This window comes from Bradyrhizobium sediminis (assembly GCF_018736105.1).
In the GTDB taxonomy this organism is placed as follows: domain Bacteria; phylum Pseudomonadota; class Alphaproteobacteria; order Rhizobiales; family Xanthobacteraceae; genus Bradyrhizobium.
Genome location: NZ_CP076135.1, coordinates 1,342,893 through 1,360,602, shown reverse-complemented (window position 1 = coordinate 1,360,602; position 17,710 = coordinate 1,342,893). Strand labels below are relative to the sequence as shown.

Here is a 17,710-nt window from a genome sequence, read left to right as displayed (position 1 = left end):
AACGCCCCGCGCTGCGTCAAAATCGCTTGCCCGGCGACCGATGGATGTATGACTATGGCCGCGAATATCAGGAAGCGCTGCTGGATCGTCACGCTGGCTGCCGCCATTGTTGGCGCCGGCGTCGCCACCGGCCACGCCGCGGAGGAAGGCATCGACAAGGCAAAGGCCGAAGCGTTCGACGTCAGATTGTTTGCCAAGCCAACCGGCAAGAAGGCCTATGCCTGCTTCGTCCGCCGCTACGATCCCGAGCACCTGGCGCGGCATCCGCTCCAGAAGGTCCAGGCGATGAAGCTCTTGATGACGGCGGAGATCCCGCCGGACGAGAACACCACCAATTATTCGTTCCGCCTCGGCGTCAAATATCGCCACCGCGCCGGCGATTTCGATTCCAGCGGCAGCTGCGGCCATGTCATCGCCGAAGACGCCGGCCATGAGATCAGGTTCGGCTGCGGGGTCGATTGCGACGGCGGCGGCATCGTCGTGGCGATGTCGAAAGACGACAGGTCCGCGATCATCCGGCTCGAACGGGTGCGTATCTGGCAGAACAACAAGCCTGACGAAGAAGCCGAGGATTCTCTGGTAGCCGGTGCCGACGACAGGATATTCCGGCTCGACCGCGTCGAGGACCGTGAATGCGCGTCGCTGGTGACCGACCGCAAGGAACTTGCGGCCATCAGGCGCAAATGACCGGCCCGCCGACAACCGCCGGGGGACACTCAGGATGGAGGATGCCATGCATCGACGCAGCATGTTGTGGGGAGCGGTTTCTGCCCTTGGCGCCGTCTTCGCCGCATCGCGCGCGAACGCCGCCGCTGACGCCGCATCTCCGGCCGAGTTGAAGGTGGTCTACCACCTCAACGACCTCGACAAGGTCTCGTTCGTGCTCGGCAACATCCAGAATCATTTCGAGGGCGTCGGCGGCCTCGACCACGTCACCATCGCACTCGTCATCCACGGCCAGGCACTGCGGGCGTTTCACTCGGCCTCCGCGAACCCTGATATCACCCGGCGCGTCGGCCAGTTTTCCAAGGCCGGGCTCGAACTCGCGGCCTGCGGCAACACCATGAAATCGCAGAAGGTCGAGCTGAAGGACTTGCTGCCGGGTTTCATCAGCGCCGACCGGGGCGGCGTGGTCCGGATCGCGGAGCTGCAATCACAGGGCTATCTCTATCTGCGGCCGTGAACCGGCATCCTGGTGTGGTCACAAACAGGTGTGGGGCGATCACCGCCTATCGATCGACGACTTGCCCAAAACGAAAAAAGACATCGGCCTTCATTCCGACCATCAGCTCTCCCGGTCCCGTCAGCTTGACCATTACTTCCACGATATTCACATCGGTCTGATTGCGCGATCCGGAAGGCTCGAGGCGGCCGGGTTCAACAAGCGGCGCGATCGAAGAGACAATTCCCTCGAACTCGCGACCCGGAAACGCCGCAGCCCGTACCGATACCGGTTGCTTCACCTTGACGGATCCGAGGTCGCGTTCGTCCAATTCCGCGCGCAGGCACAGGGCCGAGAGATCGGCGAGTTGCAGCGGTGGCTGTGGCGAACCCGGTGAAACAAGCTCGCCTGCCCGCACATTGACCTGGAGCACGGTGCCGTCGATCGGCGCGCGCACCGTCATCTTGTCGAGGGCGGATCGCGCCACCGCGTATTCCGAGCGGGCGATACTGAGCTGCCCCTCCAGGAGGCTGGGTAGAGGGCTGTCCTCCTCGGTTGTCTGGAGCTCCTCCTGGCGTTTGGTCAACTCGGCCTGGGCCCGTGCCAATGCCGAGCGGGCCGTCGTCAGGCTGTCGTCCGGCCCGCCTTTGGTTCGCCATTCGGCAGCCGCACGATCGACGATGGCGCGAACGTCATACACCGCCTGTTCGGCATCGGCCACGGCATCCCTCGCCTTGCGTCGCGCGTTCGCGCTGCCGCTTGCCGACCTTTCATCACGTGCGCGCTTGCGCAGCGCGACTTGCGTCGCGGCGGCGGCGAGCCGTGCGGCGGGTTCCCCGTCAGCGAGATGGATCAGCGGTTCGCCGGCAAAAACCCTGTCATTGGCCTTCACCAGCACCTTGTCGACCACCCCCGTGACGTCAGCCGCGACCTTGATCTGACCGGAACAGGATTCGACGCGACCGGGCGCAACGGCCTGCCATCGCTTGTCATCGGGTGAGGCGATCGTGACCCCGCTGGCCGCCAGCAAGACTCCCGCAGAGATGACCAGCCCAGCGATCGCAACCAAGGCCCTGCGGCGTTTCGACATGGATAATCGCCCCCGATGACATTCACATGCAATCATTGCAGCTCCGCGCCGCGGCGCTCCTCCCGGACAATCCGCCCGTCTTCGATATGGACGACCCGATCCGCCAGCGGCAGCAGCCGCGGATCATGCGTCACGATCAGCACCGCGCGCCCTTGTTCCCTGGCGATTCCGGCCAGGATCTTCATGACCGCCTGGCCGTTCTCGCCATCCAGGGCGGCCGTTGGCTCATCTGCAAGGATGATAGACGGATTTCCGACGATGGCGCGAGCAATCGCAACGCGCTGCTGCTCCCCGCCGCTGAGTTCGCGCGGAAACGCCTTCAACTTGTGCGGCAGTCCGACCCTGGCCAGCGCTTCGCGTGACTTGGCCTTTGCGCGTCTGGAACGCTCGCCGCGTATATCCAGGGCCAGCCGGACATTGTCGGTAGCGGACAGCGTCGGAAACAGATGAAACGACTGGAAGACGAAGCCGACATGCTCTCTCCTGAGAAGTGCGAGGTCCTCGGGTTCGGCGCCGCCGGTTGAACGCCCGCGGATACGAACCGTCCCTTCCGTCGGAGTCAGCATACATCCGAGTATCGACAGCAGCGTCGTCTTGCCGCTGCCGGAAGGTCCCATCAGCAGCGTCAGCTCGCCGCCATTTAGCGCCAGGCTTACGCCCTTGAGAGCCGCCACCTTCGCTGCGCCGCTGCCAAGGTCCTTCGACACATTCACCGCCTCGATCATGGGATCTGTCATCGCGTGAACACCATGACCGGGTCGATGCGAGTGACTTGAATGATCGCGGCGATGGCCGATCCGACACACATCACGACGGTCAGCAGAAACAGCCCGATCGTCAATCCGGGCGTAATGACGATCGGCAATGCGGTGGCCGCAGTCAGCCTCACGATGGCCTCGCCGGCAAGCGCGGCGATAGAGAAGCCGATGATGGCATTGAGGAGCGCCTGGCAGACGATCACCGCATAGATATAGCGCCGGGACGAACCCATCGCACGCAGAGTGGCGAACTCGTTCAAATGCTCTTTCGTGCTTGAATAGAGCGTCTGGGCGACAATGACGGTGCCGACGATCACGCCGAGCAATGCTCCGGCGAACAGCGCGGCGCCCGCGCCGGTACTGAACAGCCAGAAGGCTCGGCTGCGCTCGCGAAACTCGGCCGGTGTCAGCACCTCGACATCGGAGATGTTCGACAGGATTTGACGGCGGACGGAAGCCACGTCGGTGTTGGGGCTCAGGCGAACCAGAAAATAGGTGGCCTTGCCGGAGGGAACTCCGGTGTGGGCGCGCGCCCGATCGACGTCCATGAAGACGAAAGGCGTCGTGGTGAATGAACGGATGCCGTTGGTGACGACCGCAACCCGCACGAGTTGCTGGCGGATTTCGGCGGTTGCCCCGATTCCCGAAATGCCGAGCCGGTCGAAATAGGAGCGATCGACGGCGACCGCCTTGGGCGTCGACAGCGCTTCGATCCGGCCCTCCACCAGGTTCCAGGGCTGCAGGCCGCCGGACCGCAGATCCGAACCAACCACGAAAACCGGAGTCGTCGCACCACCCGGCATTCGCCAATCTGCAAATCCGATCACGACAGGAATTGCCTCCGCCACACCATTGATCGAAAGCGCGCGATATCGCTCACGCGCGTCCAGCAGCGACGGGTCCTCGAAGCACTTGGTGCCTTGCGGCATGATCCAGAGATCGGCCGACGCATGATCGATCATCGTCGTCACCATTCGTCCAAAGCCCAGATACAGACCCATCTGGACGGTTACCAGAACGATGGAGAATACGATCCCGATCACGGTCGCAATGAAGCGAAGCCGGTCATGAAACAGATTCCGGAATGCGAGAATAAGAACCAGCGGCATTGTTACGGGGACTCGATCACTTTCCGTCCAACATCAGTTCAGTCTTCACGCGCGGCGTGCTCCGCGCATGGTTGCATTCAGTCGCGAGACCGGCGGCGCACCGCCAACGGCGGCGGCGATCGACCAGCTCATGATCAGTGTACCACCGAACACAATCGCGGCCTTGCCGATCGCAAACAGATCGTTGCCCAGCAGCGCATATTGCAGCCAGACGGCAAACACGTAATGGATCAGGTACATTCGGTAGGCATTGGCTGACAGGCTGTCAAAGGCCCGCAGGCGCCAATGTGCAAAGCGCAGGCAGATCGCCAGCGAGCACAGGCAGCCCGCCGCGCAGGCGACGACAAAGCCCATGCCAGCGGCCAATTTCGCGAACAGGGAAGCATTGCCCCAATCCGCCATCGTCACCGAGGTCGGCACGGCCCAGAGCAGGAAACCGGCAAAGGCTGCGGAGAGCCATGCCGGCCAGCGCCGCGCGAGGACCCCATCGCGGTCAAGCAGGCCACGGTCGAGGCCACAGGTCCCGACCGCTACTCCCGCAAGAAAATAGACGAGGTAATGCAACGGCCGACTGGATTGAAACGAGATGGGGCCGATATTCACCCATGCGAACGGCGAAAACGCCAGTACCAGGGGCACATAGGCCAGCGCGGAGATCACCACCAGTACAACAAGGAACCGCACCGGATTGCCGCTGGCGAAGGCCGCCAGCCGGACAAGGAACTGGCCCCATCCGCGAACGAAACCATGCGTCGCGGCCGCAAGAGCATTGAATATCAACAGCATACCCAGGAACCACTGCGGCCCACACGGCCAGAACGGCAGCGCGAGCCAATGTTGCCAATATGCCTTCGGGCTGGGGTCAGTGGCAGTCGTGCGATAGGCGGCATAATACGCGAGCGGCGCAAGAAAAATGATGGCCAGCGCCATCGGCAGGCCAATCCGCAGCAGGCGGTCCGACAGAAACTTCCAGCTTCCCTTGCGCGCAAGGCTTGATGGCACGAACAAGCCCGAGAGGAAGAACATCAGGGTCATTAGAACCACGTCCTGCCAGGCGCAGAACAGGTCGAAGCCGAACCATCGCTGGCTGTCCACGATCGGAAAGGCCAGCCACAGATAAGGTTCGCTGTCGAAGGGATAGGCAGCCGGCGGCAGGGAAGCGAGGTAGGGAAGGACCGAGTGGAAAGCCAGTACGATGAGGATCACAACGGCTCGAAGATTAACGAGGGCAGTGCTTGATCCGCTCATTGCCGCGCAAGTCCCACGCCAATCCGCCAGATGACCCTCCCCGGGGATTATTCTTGCCGGTGGAAGACAAACATAATCTATCAATCGCACGCGCCTTGTCTTGATCTAGTGCAATCTGGGCGCAAATATGCTTGCAGCCAAGAAATCATCCCAGGCAATGGCATATTCATGCGTTAGCGAACGCGGCGACCGGCCAGCGACTGTTTTCTGCCATCACTTAAACGTCCGGGCGAGCGACCTCGCGCCCGCAAGAGATCGGCGGCTGGAGGGTTGATGTAACGCAAGCTGGCGCCTCTTGTAGTGTGGCATTTTTTCCAGAAGGCGGGCACTTTGAAGCAGGAAATGACTGACATCACGCCTTTACGCGCGACCTCCGAAAAGCGACAGTCCGTACGCGCGCTCCGCCTTGGCCGTCGCCTCAGGCTGGCAGGCCTCGAGGCTGCAGACCTCCATCAAGCAGAAGCGATCACGACGTCGCCCCTGATATTGCGCCTTGGCGGTGGAGGCATTGCCGCGCTGTTGCCCTACGGTACCGTTGTCCTCATCGGGGTTTCACAGGGCGAGGAAGAAGCCTTCCTGCAAAAGCTCGGCGACCGCGTCGAAAGCCGGTTGGACGCGCCGGTCATCGTTGCATCGGAGATCTCGATCGGAACGAGCGAGGGGATCTCAGGGGATATCATTACCATCCGGGACCTGTCACCGGCGCGCCTCGTTGCCGTTGCCGACGCGCTGGCCAAGAATGTCGCGCTCGCCTTTGAGGAAGAGGAAGTCCGGAACGTGCTGGAGGCGCTGGAACCGATCGCCAGCGACCTCGCCAGCTCCGGCCAGCTGCCGTGGAAACGGAGACGGATGCTGCGCACCGTGGGCCATGCCTTGCTGACCCATCATCGCCTTCTCGAACGGGTCGAGGTGGAAGAGAGACCCGAGTTGCCAAATGATGGTGAAACCGGCCGTTTGCACGACCGTCTGGCCGAAGCCTATCATTTCAAGAAACGAGCCAAGGCGTTGTCGCGCAAGCTCGACGCGGTCGAGGTAATGATGACCGCGCTCACCGAACTGATCGACGCGCAGCGCGGGATTCGGTTGGAAACGATGATCGTGCTGCTGATCATGCTCGAAATTTCGGTCTACCTCTACGACCTCTTCCTGCGCCCCGGCTGACTACTGCGCCGCGCCGCCGGCCAACGCCGGTCGCCACCGCCAGAAAAGGCCGGTTCAATCGACCTTCGAAAACCGGGATCGCCACCAAACTGCCGTCTCCCGGTGGGATCGATGGGCTGCGGGTGGCGTTATCCGGCCGGGATACGCATAATCCCTTCATCAGCTACCCACGTGTTGACAACCCGGCTTCCCGCCAGAAAAGGTGCGGGAACCCAGCTCGAACAGAACAAGGCACCATGAATCCCGTCAAAGCACTCGAAAACCACGGCCAGGCGATCTGGCTGGACTTCCTGGCCCGCGGCTTCGTCGCCAGGGGCGACCTGAAGCAGCTGATCGACACCGACGGCGTCAAGGGCGTCACGTCCAATCCCTCGATCTTCGAGAAGGCGATCGGCAGCTCGGACGAGTATGACGGCGCGATCGGCGTTACCCTGAAAAAGGGCGATCGTCCGATTGCCGAGCTGTTCGAACATCTGGCGATCGAGGACATCCGAAATGCGGCGGACGTGCTGCGCCCGGTCTACGATCGATTGAATGGCGGCGACGGCTTCGTCAGCCTGGAAGTGTCGCCCTATCTGGCGATGGATGCCAAGGGCACCATCGCCGAGGCCGAGCGGCTCTGGAACAACGTCAAGCGCCGGAACCTGATGGTCAAGGTGCCGGCGACGCCGGAAGGACTGCCCGCGATCCAGCATCTGATCGGCGAAGGCATCAGCATCAACATCACGCTGTTGTTCTCGCAGAAGGTCTATGTGCAGGTCGCCGAAGCTTACCTCGCGGGCCTCGAAAAACTCGTCAGGGACGGCGGCGATCCCTCCCGCGTCGCCAGCGTCGCCAGCTTCTTCGTCAGCCGGATCGACAGCGCGGTAGACAAGGAACTCGACGAGAAAATCGCGCGTGCCAACGACCCGAGCGAGAAGGAGCGCCTGAGCGCCCTGAAAGGCAAGGTCGCGATCGCCAATGCAAAACTCGCGTACCAGGATTACAAACGCCTGTTCTCCGGCGCGCGCTGGGACAAGCTCGCCGCCAAGGGCGCCAGGCCGCAGCGGTTGCTGTGGGCTTCGACTGGCACCAAGAACAAGGACTATAGCGACGTGCTCTATGTCGAGGAGCTGATCGGTCCCAACACCATCAACACCGTTCCGCCGGCCACGCTCGACGCCTTCCGCGACCACGGCAAGCCGCGCGACAGCCTCGAGGAAAATATTGAGGATGCCAGGCGCGTGCTCGCCGAACTCGAAAAATCCGGCATCTCGCTCGACGCCATCACGGCCGAGCTGGTCAAGGACGGCGTCAGGCTGTTCGCGGACGCCGCCGACAAGCTCTACGGCGCAGTCGCGCACAAGCGCGCCACCGTGCTCGGCGGCGGCATCGACCGACAGCAGCTCAAGCTCGGAAGCCACCTCGGCAAGGCGGTCGAGAAGGCCACCGAGGACTGGCGCGCGTCGGCCACCATCCGCCGGCTCTGGCACAAGGACAAGTCGGTGTGGACCGGCAGCGATGAGCACAAATGGCTGGGCTGGCTCGACAGCGCCGCCGCAGCCGATGTCGCCGACTACGAGGACTATGCGCAGCGCGTGAAGGGACAGAAATTCACCGATGCCGTGGTGCTCGGCATGGGCGGATCGAGCCTCGGTCCGGAAGTGCTGGCGGAAACGTTTGCGAAGAAGGCCGGCTTTCCGAAACTGCATGTGCTGGATTCGACCGATCCGGCGCAGGTCCGCACCCTGCAGGCCTCCGTCGATCTCGCCAGCACGCTGTTCATCGTCTCCAGCAAATCGGGCGGCACCACCGAGCCCAACGTAATGAAGGATTATTTCTTCGCGCAGGTTTCCAAGACCATCGGCGCCGACAAGGCCGGCCACCGCTTCATCGCGGTGACCGACCCCGGCTCCACGCTGGAGAAGGTCGCCGTCAAGCAGGGCTTTGCCCGTATCTTCCACGGCGATCCCACCATCGGCGGGCGCTACTCCGTGCTGTCGCCGTTCGGGCTGGTGCCGGCCGCGACCGCCGGAATCGATGTCAGCGCCCTGATCGGGCATTCGCTTGCGATGGTCCGCTCCTGCGGACCCGACGTGCCGCCGCACGAAAATCCCGGCGTGCAGCTCGGTCTCGCGATGGGGCTGGCCGGGCTCGAAGGCCGCGACAAGGTCACCATTCTCTCGTCGCCGAAGATCGCCGATTTCGGCGCCTGGGCGGAGCAGTTGATCGCGGAATCCACCGGCAAGGACGGCAAGGGCCTGATCCCGATCGACGGCGAACCCTTGGGCGACCCTTCGCTCTACGGTAACGACCGGTTCTTCATCGATCTCAGAACCGAAGCCGAAAACGACGCCGCGCATGACGACAAGCTCGCCGCACTGGAAGCGGCCGGCCATCCGGTGGTCCGCATCGTCATGAAATCGATCGACCATATCGGCCAGGAATTCTTCCGCTTCGAACTGGCGACGGCGGTGGCCGGCGCCGTGCTCGGTATCAATCCGTTCAACCAGCCCGACGTCGAGGACGCCAAGGTCAAGACCCGGGAACTGACTGCGGCGTTCGAGAAATCCGGTTCGCTGCCCGCCGAGAAGCCGGTGATGTCCAGCGCGCAGGCCGACCTCTTCACCGACGAGAAAAACGCCGCCGACCTGCGCAGGGCCGGCGCCGACGGCGATCTCGGCTCCTGGCTGAAGGCGCATCTCGCCCGCGCCGGCGCGGACGACTACGTGGCGCTGCTTGCCTATATCGAACGCTGTCCTGCGCATATCGGCAGCCTGCAGGCGATGCGGCTGAAGGTTCGCGAAAAGCGGCACCTTGCGACCTGCGCCGAGTTCGGCCCGCGCTTCCTGCATTCCACCGGCCAGGCCTACAAGGGCGGGCCCGACAGCGGCGTATTCCTGCAGATCACATCAGATGACGACAGGGATCTCGCGGTGCCCGGCCAGAAGGCCAGTTTCGGCGTGATCAAGGCGGCGCAGGCCCGCGGCGATTACGACGTGCTGACCGAGCGCGGCCGGCGCGCCTTGCGCGTGCACATCAAGGGCGATCTCGCAGCGGGCCTGAAAATGCTCGACGCAGCTATTCAGGATGCACTCAACTAAGGGTACTGCAGATGCAGCTCGGCATGATCGGCTTGGGGCGGATGGGCGGCAACATCGTCCGCCGGCTGATGAAGCACGGCCACTCCACCGTCGTCTATGACAAGGACCCGAAAGCGGTCGCGGCGCTCGCGGCCGAGGGCGCTGCGGGCGCTGCGGGCGCTGGCTCGCTGCAGGATTTCGTCAGCAGGCTGGAGCGGCCGCGCAGCGTCTGGGTGATGCTGCCCGCAGGCAGGATCACGGAAGCGACGATCGATGAACTGACCAAACTGATGCAGGCCGGCGACGTCATCATCGACGGCGGCAATTCGTTCTGGCAGGACGACGTCCGCCGCGGCAAGGCGCTCAGGGAACACGGCATCCATTATGTCGACGTCGGCACCTCGGGCGGCGTCTGGGGCATCGAGCGTGGCTATTGCATGATGATCGGCGGCGACAAGGCGGTGATCGACCGGCTCGATCCGATCTTCGCGAGTCTCGCACCGGGCCCCGGCGACATCCCGCGTACCGCAGGACGCGAGGGCCGCGATGCCAGGATCGAACAGGGCTATATCCACGCCGGTCCTATCGGCGCCGGGCACTTCGTCAAGATGATTCATAACGGCATCGAATACGGCCTGATGCAGGCCTATGCCGAGGGCTTCGACATCCTCAGGAACGCCAATATCGAGGCGCTGCCCGCCGAGCATCGGTTCGATTTCGACATTGCCGACATCGCCGAGGTCTGGCGGCGCGGCAGCGTGATTTCGTCATGGCTGCTCGACCTCACGGCCTCCGCTCTCGCCAAAAATCCGACGCTCGAAAGCTATTCGGGTTTCGTGGAAGATTCCGGCGAGGGCCGCTGGACCGTCAATGCCGCCGTCGACGAGGCGGTCCCTGCCGAGGTGCTCACCGCAGCCTTGTTCGCGCGGTTCCGCTCGCGCAAGGACCATACCTTTGCCGAAAAAGTTCTTTCCGCTATGCGCGACGGTTTCGGCGGCCACAAGGAGCCGCAGCAGGGTCCGGGGCCGGTGCAGCAGAACGCGCCGGATACCGTCAAGCCAAAGGCGTAAACGCCGATGCCTTCAACCCAACCGCCTCAGAAGAAGCCCGAGCCCTGCTCCTTCGTCATCTTCGGCGTCACTGGCGACCTCGCGCACCGGCTGGTGATCCCCGCACTCTATAACCTGGCGGCGAGCGACCTTCTGCCAGACAGGCTCTGCGTCGTCGGCGTCACCCGCAAGGCGATGTCGAACGAGGCCTTGCGCGACAGCCTGATGAAGGGCCTGCGCCAATTCGCCACCCGCCCGGTGGAGGACGCAACGGCCAAACGCCTTTTGGAATGCGTCACCTGTATCGCCGCCGATCCCGGGGAGCCAGCCTCGTTCGACTTCATGCGAAAAAGGCTCGACGAACTCGAAGCCGCCCGAAACACCGGCGGCAACCGCCTGTTCTATCTGGCGACGCCGCCCGATGGCTTTGCGCCGATCCCTCGTGAACTCGGTCGCACCGGCATGCTGCGGCAGGAGGGCGGCGCGTGGCGGCGGCTGGTGATCGAAAAGCCGTTCGGCACCGACCTCGCCTCGGCGAAGGCGCTGAATGCAGAATTGCTGGCGATTATCGACGAACACCAGATCTACCGGATCGATCATTACCTCGGCAAGGAGACGGTGCAGAACATCCTGGTGCTGCGCTTTGCCAACGGCATGTTCGAGCCGATCTGGAACCGCAATCACATCGATCACGTCCAGATCACGGTCGACGAAAAACTCGATGTCGGCCACCGCGGCGGCTTCTACGATTCAACCGGCGCGCTGCGCGACATGGTGCCGAACCATTTGTTCCAGCTGCTGTCGCTGGTGGCGATGGAGCCGCCGATCCGATTCGACGCCCATTCGGTGCGCGCCGAGAAGGCCGACGTGCTGGCGGCGATCCAGCCCCAGAGCGAGAGCGAAGCCCTGCAGAATTCCGTGCGCGGCCAATACCGCGCCGGAAGGATCGACAATACCGAGGTCGGGGATTACAGCAGCACCAGGGATGTCAGGCCCGGCAGCACCACGGAGACCTATGCGGCGCTGAAGCTTTCCATCGACAACTGGCGCTGGGCTGGCGTTCCCTTCTACCTGCGCACCGGCAAGGCGCTCGGCGTCAAGCGCACCGAGTTGGCGATCAAGTTCAAGCAGGCGCCGTTTGCGATGTTCAGCTGCACCCCGGTGGAGACGCTGGCGCAGAACTACCTCGTGATCGGCGTGGCGCCGACCGAGGGCATCGCGCTGCAGTTCAACACCAAGGTGCCCGGTCCCTCGATCCGGATCGACGGCGTCGAGATGAAGTTCCGCTACAAGGATTATTTCCAGGCCGAGCCGAGCACCGGCTACGAGACGCTGATCTACGACTGCATGATCGGCGACAACATCCTGTTCCAGCGCGCCGACAGCGTGGAAGCCGGCTGGAAGGCCGTGCAGCCGTTCCTCGATGCCTGGAGGAAAGCCGGCGCCAACGGTCTGCTGCCCTATCGGGCCGGCAGCGAAGGTCCCACTGAAGCCAACGCGCTGCTGGCGCGCGACGGCCGCAGCTGGCGAAAGCTGGGCTAGATGGCGCTGCCGGAGAAACGTCGTGAGTGATGAAATCGGCAAGATGCCGTGCGTGCTTGTCGTGATGGGCGTGTCCGGCTCCGGCAAGAGCACCATCGCGGACCGCCTCGCCCAACGACTGGACTGGGATTTCGAAGATGGCGACATTTTTCATCCACCGAGCAACGTCGCCAAGATGAGCGCCGGCCAGCCGCTGACCGACGAGGACCGCCGGCCCTGGCTGCAGGCGATTGCCGACGAGGTCGATCGGGCTTGCGAGGCGGACCAACATATAGTCATCGCCTGCTCCGCGCTGAAGCGCGCCTATCGTGACATTCTGGTGCATGGCCGCGACGACGTCAGGATCGTCTTTCTCGATGGCACACAGGATTTGATCGCCGCCCGGCTGGCCGCGCGCAAAGGTCATTTCATGCCGCCGGAACTATTGGCCAGCCAGTTCAGGACGCTCGAGCCGCCGGCCAACAGCGAAAATCCCGTCACCGTGTCGATCGATGCGCCGGTCGAAGCCATCGTCGATGACATCATCGCCCGGCTGGGGCTCATTCCCGCCGACAACGCCGCGAACAATCGGAACCATCCGTGACCCGCATCGCTCTGCTCGTCTCCGACGTCGACGGCACGTTGCTGACCAAAGACAAGACCTTGACCGACGGCGCGAGGGACGCGGTGCGGCGGCTGCGCGATGCCGGCATCGGCTTTACCCTCACTTCCAGCCGCCCGACCGTCGGCATGCGATTCTTGATCGAGCCGCTCGCGATCACGCTGCCGGTCGGAGCCTTCAACGGCAGTGCCATCGTCGACCCGCAGCTCAATCCGATCGAACAGCATCTGATCCCAGCAGCCGCGGCGCAAGCCAGCCTCGACGTGCTCGACGAATTCGGCGTCGATACCTGGCTGTTCACCCACGATCGCTGGCTCACGCGCAATCCTGGCGGCGAGTACGTCCCGAATGAACAACGCGCGATCCGGGCCGATCCGACCATCGTCGGGAATTTTGCGCCTTACCTGACGGCGGCCTGCAAGATCGTCGGCGCCAGCTCCGATGCCGCGCGGCTGCAGCGCTGCGAGGTTGCGATGCAGCAGGCGCTGGGCGCGCAGGCCACCGCCGTGCGCTCGCAAAGCTATTATCTCGACGTCACGCCGCCCGGCCGCAGCAAGGGGACTTTCGTGCAGGCGATGGCCAAACGCCTCGGCATTTCAACCGACGCTGTCGCCACCATCGGCGACATGGAAAACGATCTGGCGATGTTCGAAGCGAGCGGCCTCTCCTTCGCCATGGGCAACGCCGCCGACGACATCAAGAAAATGGCGACGCATGTCACGGCCTCGAATGAGGATGAGGGCTTTGCCAAGGCGGTGGATATGATCTTGAGGAATGGCGAAGCGGGCTGAATCGAGGCGGGCACCCTCCCCTCAAGTCGTCCCGCGTGACCGCTCCCGCGTTGCAGCCTTCAGCGCGGCGAGATCGATCGCAGAGGTCATCGCTTCGATCGCCACCGGCAGGCGCCGCCGCCAGTTCGGATGTTCGTTGACGGTGCCTGGAATATTGGGCTGGTCGATCACGCCCAACAGATCCTCCAGCGAAATCGCCAGCAGGCGGGATCTGGTCCGCGCCAGGAAGCCGGCGACGGCATAGAAATCATGGCTGTCGATGGCGTGGTGGCGCAGCGCGTCGCTCAGCATGGTCAGGGCGTGCCACCGCGCGTCGTCGCTTTCGCCGGGATCGATTCCGAGCGAGCGCTTCAGCTTGAGATCGCTGAACGAGCGCCAGCCGGCATAGGTCGAGAGATCGTGGGTATTGAAGGTGACCAGCGCATTGGCCGCGTAATGATCGATGCCGCGAAACGAACCCCGATCGTCGCGCTCGAACATCATCACCTGATACGACCAGATGCCCCACTCCGCCATCTTCTCGCGGAAGCCCTCCGGCACGGTGCCGAGGTCCTCGCCGATCACCACGCAGCGGTGCTTCACGCTCTCCTGCGCGGTCGCCGCCAGCAGCGCCTCGAACGGCATCTGCACATAGACGCCCTGGGCCGCATCGAACCCGTGCGGCACCAGATAAAGCCGTTTCAGGCCCAGCACGTGATCGAGCCGGATCGCCCCGGCGTGGCGCATCGACGCCCGCAGCATCTCGCGATACGGCTCGAACGAGGCGATCTCCAGTCCCGCGGCGTTGAAGCCCGCAAGCCCCCAGTTCTGGCCCGCGGTGTTGAGGGGGTCCGGCGGCGCGCCGACGGCAAGATGGCGGGAAATTGCCGATTGCTCGTTCCAGGCATCGAAGCCATCGGACTGCACACCGACGGCGACGTCGAGATAGAGACCGACCCTCATGCCGAGCCGGGCCGCAAGCTCCTTGCAGGCCTGCAACTGCCGGTCGGCGGTCCATTGCACGAATTCGACGAATTCGATTTCGGCGGCATCCGGCCCCCGGCGCAGAGATGCGCATCCGGCTTCATCGGGCTGCCGCCATTCCGCGGGCCACTCCCACCACGGCTTGCCAATTTTGTGCCGCAGCGCCTCGAAGCAGGCGAACCGCGACAGCAGCGGCGCGCGCTGGCTGCGAAACTGTTCGAAGTCTTGCCGGCGTTCGGCTTTGGGATCGGCCTTGAAGGCCTCGAAGGCAAAGCGCAGCGCCCGCCATTTCAAGGCCGCGACGCCGGCATAATCGACGATATCGCCCGCCCGCAGCCGGGCGATCGCCTCGCTATTCCCGGCGATCGCGCCGGGCTGGAATTCGGGGAGCTTTTCGACATCGATATAGAGCGGGTTCAGAAACAGCCGGCTGTTCGGCGAATAGGGGCTGCAATCGCCGGGCCGGTCGTCAAACAGCGCATGCAGCGGATTGAGCCCGATGCCGTCGGCGCCCAGACCTCCGGCCAGTTCGATCAGCCCTTCGAGGTCGGTGAAATCCCCGATCCCCCAGTTGCGCGCCGAGCGGACACCATAGAGCTGCACCGCCACCAGCCAGCAGCGGTCGAAATCGCCGCCAAAGGCCTTCGGCGGCGCGACCATCAGCGGCACTTGCTCGCTGATGCCTGATGCATCGGACAAGTGCAGCCGGTACGAACCCACAGGCAGATCCTCGGGCCAGACGATGACGCGGTCATGGGTCTCGCCCTCGGCGATAACCTTAATGCCCGCAACGGTTTTCCAGCGCAGCGGGACCGTGGCAGCCTGATTGAGTTCGGTACGAGCAGGATGGCCTGACCGGATCACCACCGCCTGGTCCAGCAGCCGGCGCGGGATGCCGGCCGGCAGCGCATCGAGGATGATTCGCAGCGCAGCCGCGTCCGTCACACGCCGGTGACCCTGACCGTCCAGGAATTCGGTCTGGATTCCAAATTTTTTGGCTCTGGCGAAAAGGTCCATTCGGCACGCAGTTTGCACGCAACGGTGAGGGGCGTCGCGAAATTCTCTAAATGCAGGAAGAGGATAGGCGTGGTTAACTCTCTGGCATCCCCGGCGTTCACCGGGAACCAATGCCCGGCGAACGGCTTTGTATATATGTCCGGAACGTCTCCTTTCCCGCAATCGAGACGGGAGGTGTTTCCCATGTCACTGGCATCACCGTGAACAAAACAACTCAAACTGTCGAGAGCGCTGGCGGCGCTTTCCATATCGAGGATGTTTACCCGCTTGTCGATGCTGGCCGCTTCCCCGTGAAGCGGATCGTCGGGGAGCGCGTCGAGGTTTGGGCGGATATTTATCGCGATGGCCATGATGTGATTTCAGTGGCGCTGGTCTGGCGCCGCGAGCGCGACCGCGAATGGCGGCGCGCGCCGATGATCCATCACAGCGACGACCGTTGGGGCGGATCGTTTGTACCGGATAGACCCGGCCGCTACATCTATGCGATCGAGGCCTGGACCGATGAATTTGCGACTTGGCGGCAGGGCTTCGAGCTCAAGCAAAGGACCGGCGCCGACCTTCCCCTCGATGCACTCGAGGGCGCGGGCATGCTGACCAAGGCGCAGGCCGGCGGACCTGCTGCGTCCGCCGTGATCCTGCGGCAATGCGAGGATTTCTTGCAGACTGGCGACACCGCGCCGCTGCTGACCGATGAATTGAAGATCGCCATGGCCGAAAGCCAGTTTCGGCCAGACCTGATGCGATCGCAATTTTTTCCGTTCGTCGCAGATAGGCCAAGGGCGCGCTACGGCGCGTGGTATGAGATGGTACCGCGCAGCCAGGGCAAGACACCCGGCCGCCACGGTACCTTCAAGGATTGCACGGCGCGGCTGCCGGATATCGCGGCGATGGGCTTTGACGTGGTCTGCCTGACGCCGATTCACCCGATCGGCGTTACCAGCCGCAGGGGCCGTTACAACGCACCGACCGCAGGTGAAGGCGATCCGGGAAGTCCCTACGCCATCGGCTCGGCCGCGGGCGGTCACGATGCCGTGCATCCGGAGTTGGGCACGCTCGCGGATTTTCGCGAGTTCATTGCCGCCTGCAAGGTGCTCGACATGGAAGTCGCGCTCGATTTCGCCGTGCAGTGTTCGCCCGATCATCCCTGGCTGAAACAGCACCCGCAATGGTTCAGACGGCGGCCGGACGGCTCGCTGCGCTATGCGGACGACCCGTCCGGGAAGCATCCGGACAACGTCAATCCCGATTTCTCGTCAGAGGACGCCGGTGCCTTGTGGAATGCGCTACGCGACGTGGTGCTGTTCTGGATCGAACAGGGTGTCAGCATCTTCCGGGTCAAGGATCCCCACACCAAACCCTTCAGTTTCTGGGAATGGCTGATCCACGAGGTTCAGCTTCGTCATCCCGAGGCGATCTTCCTCGCGGAGGCCTTTACCAGGCCGAAACCGATGAAGGCCCTCGCCAGGCTCGGTTTCACCCAGTCCTGCACCTACTTCATCTGGCGTACCCGGAAGTGCGAGCTGGAGCAGTATCTGGGCGAACTGACGGCTTATCCGGAGCGGGACTACCTTCGCCCGAATTTCTTCGTCAATACGCCCGATATCCTGCCTTATCATCTGCAGAGCGGCGAGGCCTGGATTTTCAAGTCCCGTGTCGCGCTGGCCGCCACGCTGTCCAGCGCTTACGGCGTCTACAGCGGGTTCGAGCTCCTGGAGCACGAGCCGATTGCGGGCCGTGAGGAATATCGCGATTCCGAAACATACGAGATCAAGGTGCGCGACTGGGACAGGCCCGGCAATATCAAGCCCTATATCAGCGATCTCAATCGCGCCCGCCGGCAAAACGCGGCGCTGCAGCAGACGGCCAATCTTCGCTTCATTCCGGTCGAGGACGAAAATGTCATTGCCTTCGTCAAGGAATCCGTCAACCAAACCAACAGCGTCGTCGCCGCGATTGCGCTGTCGCGCGACGCGCACGAATTCTGGCTGTCGCTCGGCAACATCCAGGTCGGTATGGCCGACGATCGCCGCAACGTCGCCGCGCTCGAGAACGTGATCACCGGCGAACGCTACCCGCTGGAGTGGGGCGGCATTCGGCTGCAGATCAATCCGATGAACGATCCCGCCCTGCTGCTTCGCTGTCTGGCGTAAGGGAGCG

15 protein-coding genes are annotated in these 17,710 nt (G+C 63.5%); 9 read left to right on the top strand and 6 right to left on the bottom strand.

The window, feature by feature from the left end:
• Positions 1-54: 54 nt before the first annotated feature.
• Together KMZ68_RS06495 and KMZ68_RS06490 are read left to right on the top strand one after the other, a co-directional pair.
• Positions 55-687: a hypothetical protein gene (locus KMZ68_RS06495; protein ID WP_215615010.1), complete on the top strand. Its 633-nt coding sequence runs from the start codon at positions 55-57 to the stop codon at positions 685-687.
• 46 nt (positions 688-733) lie between these two features.
• Positions 734-1,183, top strand: coding sequence for a DsrE family protein (locus KMZ68_RS06490; protein ID WP_215615009.1), 450 nt, complete (start codon positions 734-736; stop codon positions 1,181-1,183).
• 46 nt (positions 1,184-1,229) lie between these two features.
• On the opposite strand, the gene KMZ68_RS06485 is transcribed toward KMZ68_RS06490, so the two are convergent.
• From KMZ68_RS06485 to KMZ68_RS06470, 4 genes are read right to left on the bottom strand one after another with little or no spacing between them, the layout of a single operon-like run.
• On the bottom strand, positions 1,230-2,252 hold the full coding sequence (locus tag KMZ68_RS06485; RefSeq protein WP_215615008.1) for an HlyD family secretion protein: 1,023 nt from the start codon (positions 2,250-2,252) through the stop codon (positions 1,230-1,232).
• A 32-nt stretch (positions 2,253-2,284) separates the two neighbouring features.
• Positions 2,285-2,989, bottom strand: a complete 705-nt coding sequence (locus tag KMZ68_RS06480) for an ABC transporter ATP-binding protein (RefSeq protein WP_215605246.1) — start codon at positions 2,987-2,989, stop codon at positions 2,285-2,287.
• A complete protein-coding gene (locus KMZ68_RS06475) occupies positions 2,986-4,119 on the bottom strand; it encodes an ABC transporter permease (RefSeq protein WP_215615007.1) in 1,134 nt (377 codons plus the stop codon). The genes KMZ68_RS06480 and KMZ68_RS06475 overlap by 4 nt, the downstream gene beginning before the upstream one ends.
• Positions 4,120-4,164: 45 nt before the next feature.
• On the bottom strand, positions 4,165-5,325 hold the full coding sequence (locus KMZ68_RS06470; protein WP_215615006.1) for an acyltransferase family protein: 1,161 nt from the start codon (positions 5,323-5,325) through the stop codon (positions 4,165-4,167).
• A 384-nt stretch (positions 5,326-5,709) separates the two neighbouring features.
• On the opposite strand from KMZ68_RS06470, the gene KMZ68_RS06465 reads away from it, so the two are divergent.
• From KMZ68_RS06465 to KMZ68_RS06440, 6 genes are all read left to right on the top strand, one after another.
• The gene (locus tag KMZ68_RS06465; RefSeq protein ID WP_215615005.1) at positions 5,710-6,528 is read left to right on the top strand and encodes an RMD1 family protein; all 819 of its coding nucleotides are present in this window, start codon (positions 5,710-5,712) and stop codon (positions 6,526-6,528) included.
• Positions 6,529-6,764: 236 nt separating this feature from the next.
• Positions 6,765-9,611: a bifunctional transaldolase/phosoglucose isomerase gene (locus KMZ68_RS06460; RefSeq protein ID WP_215615004.1), complete on the top strand. Its 2,847-nt coding sequence runs from the start codon at positions 6,765-6,767 to the stop codon at positions 9,609-9,611.
• An 11-nt stretch (positions 9,612-9,622) separates the two neighbouring features.
• Positions 9,623-10,660, top strand: coding sequence for a phosphogluconate dehydrogenase (NAD(+)-dependent, decarboxylating) (gene gnd, locus KMZ68_RS06455; RefSeq protein ID WP_215615003.1), 1,038 nt, complete (start codon positions 9,623-9,625; stop codon positions 10,658-10,660).
• 6 nt (positions 10,661-10,666) lie between these two features.
• Positions 10,667-12,181: a glucose-6-phosphate dehydrogenase gene (zwf, locus tag KMZ68_RS06450; protein ID WP_215615002.1), complete on the top strand. Its 1,515-nt coding sequence runs from the start codon at positions 10,667-10,669 to the stop codon at positions 12,179-12,181.
• A gap of 64 nt (positions 12,182-12,245) precedes the next feature.
• Entirely contained in the window at positions 12,246-12,764 is a 519-nt protein-coding gene (locus KMZ68_RS06445; protein WP_215616221.1) for a gluconokinase, read from the top strand.
• Entirely contained in the window at positions 12,761-13,573 is an 813-nt protein-coding gene (locus tag KMZ68_RS06440; protein WP_215615001.1) for a Cof-type HAD-IIB family hydrolase, read from the top strand. Before KMZ68_RS06445 ends, KMZ68_RS06440 begins: the two co-directional genes overlap by 4 nt.
• A 21-nt stretch (positions 13,574-13,594) precedes the next feature.
• Here the strand turns inward: KMZ68_RS06440 and malQ are convergent, their stop codons facing one another.
• Positions 13,595-15,553, bottom strand: coding sequence for a 4-alpha-glucanotransferase (gene malQ / locus KMZ68_RS06435; RefSeq protein ID WP_215616220.1), 1,959 nt, complete (start codon positions 15,551-15,553; stop codon positions 13,595-13,597).
• Positions 15,478-15,903: a hypothetical protein gene (locus KMZ68_RS25980; RefSeq protein ID WP_249779683.1), complete on the bottom strand. Its 426-nt coding sequence runs from the start codon at positions 15,901-15,903 to the stop codon at positions 15,478-15,480. Before KMZ68_RS25980 ends, malQ begins: the two co-directional genes overlap by 76 nt.
• On the opposite strand from KMZ68_RS25980, the gene KMZ68_RS06430 reads away from it, so the two are divergent.
• Positions 15,802-17,703 carry an alpha-1,4-glucan--maltose-1-phosphate maltosyltransferase gene (locus KMZ68_RS06430; RefSeq protein ID WP_249779615.1) on the top strand — a complete coding sequence of 634 codons (1,902 nt, stop codon included), beginning with the start codon at positions 15,802-15,804 and terminating at the stop codon, positions 17,701-17,703. The genes KMZ68_RS25980 and KMZ68_RS06430 overlap by 102 nt on opposite strands.
• Positions 17,704-17,710 lie beyond the last annotated feature (7 nt).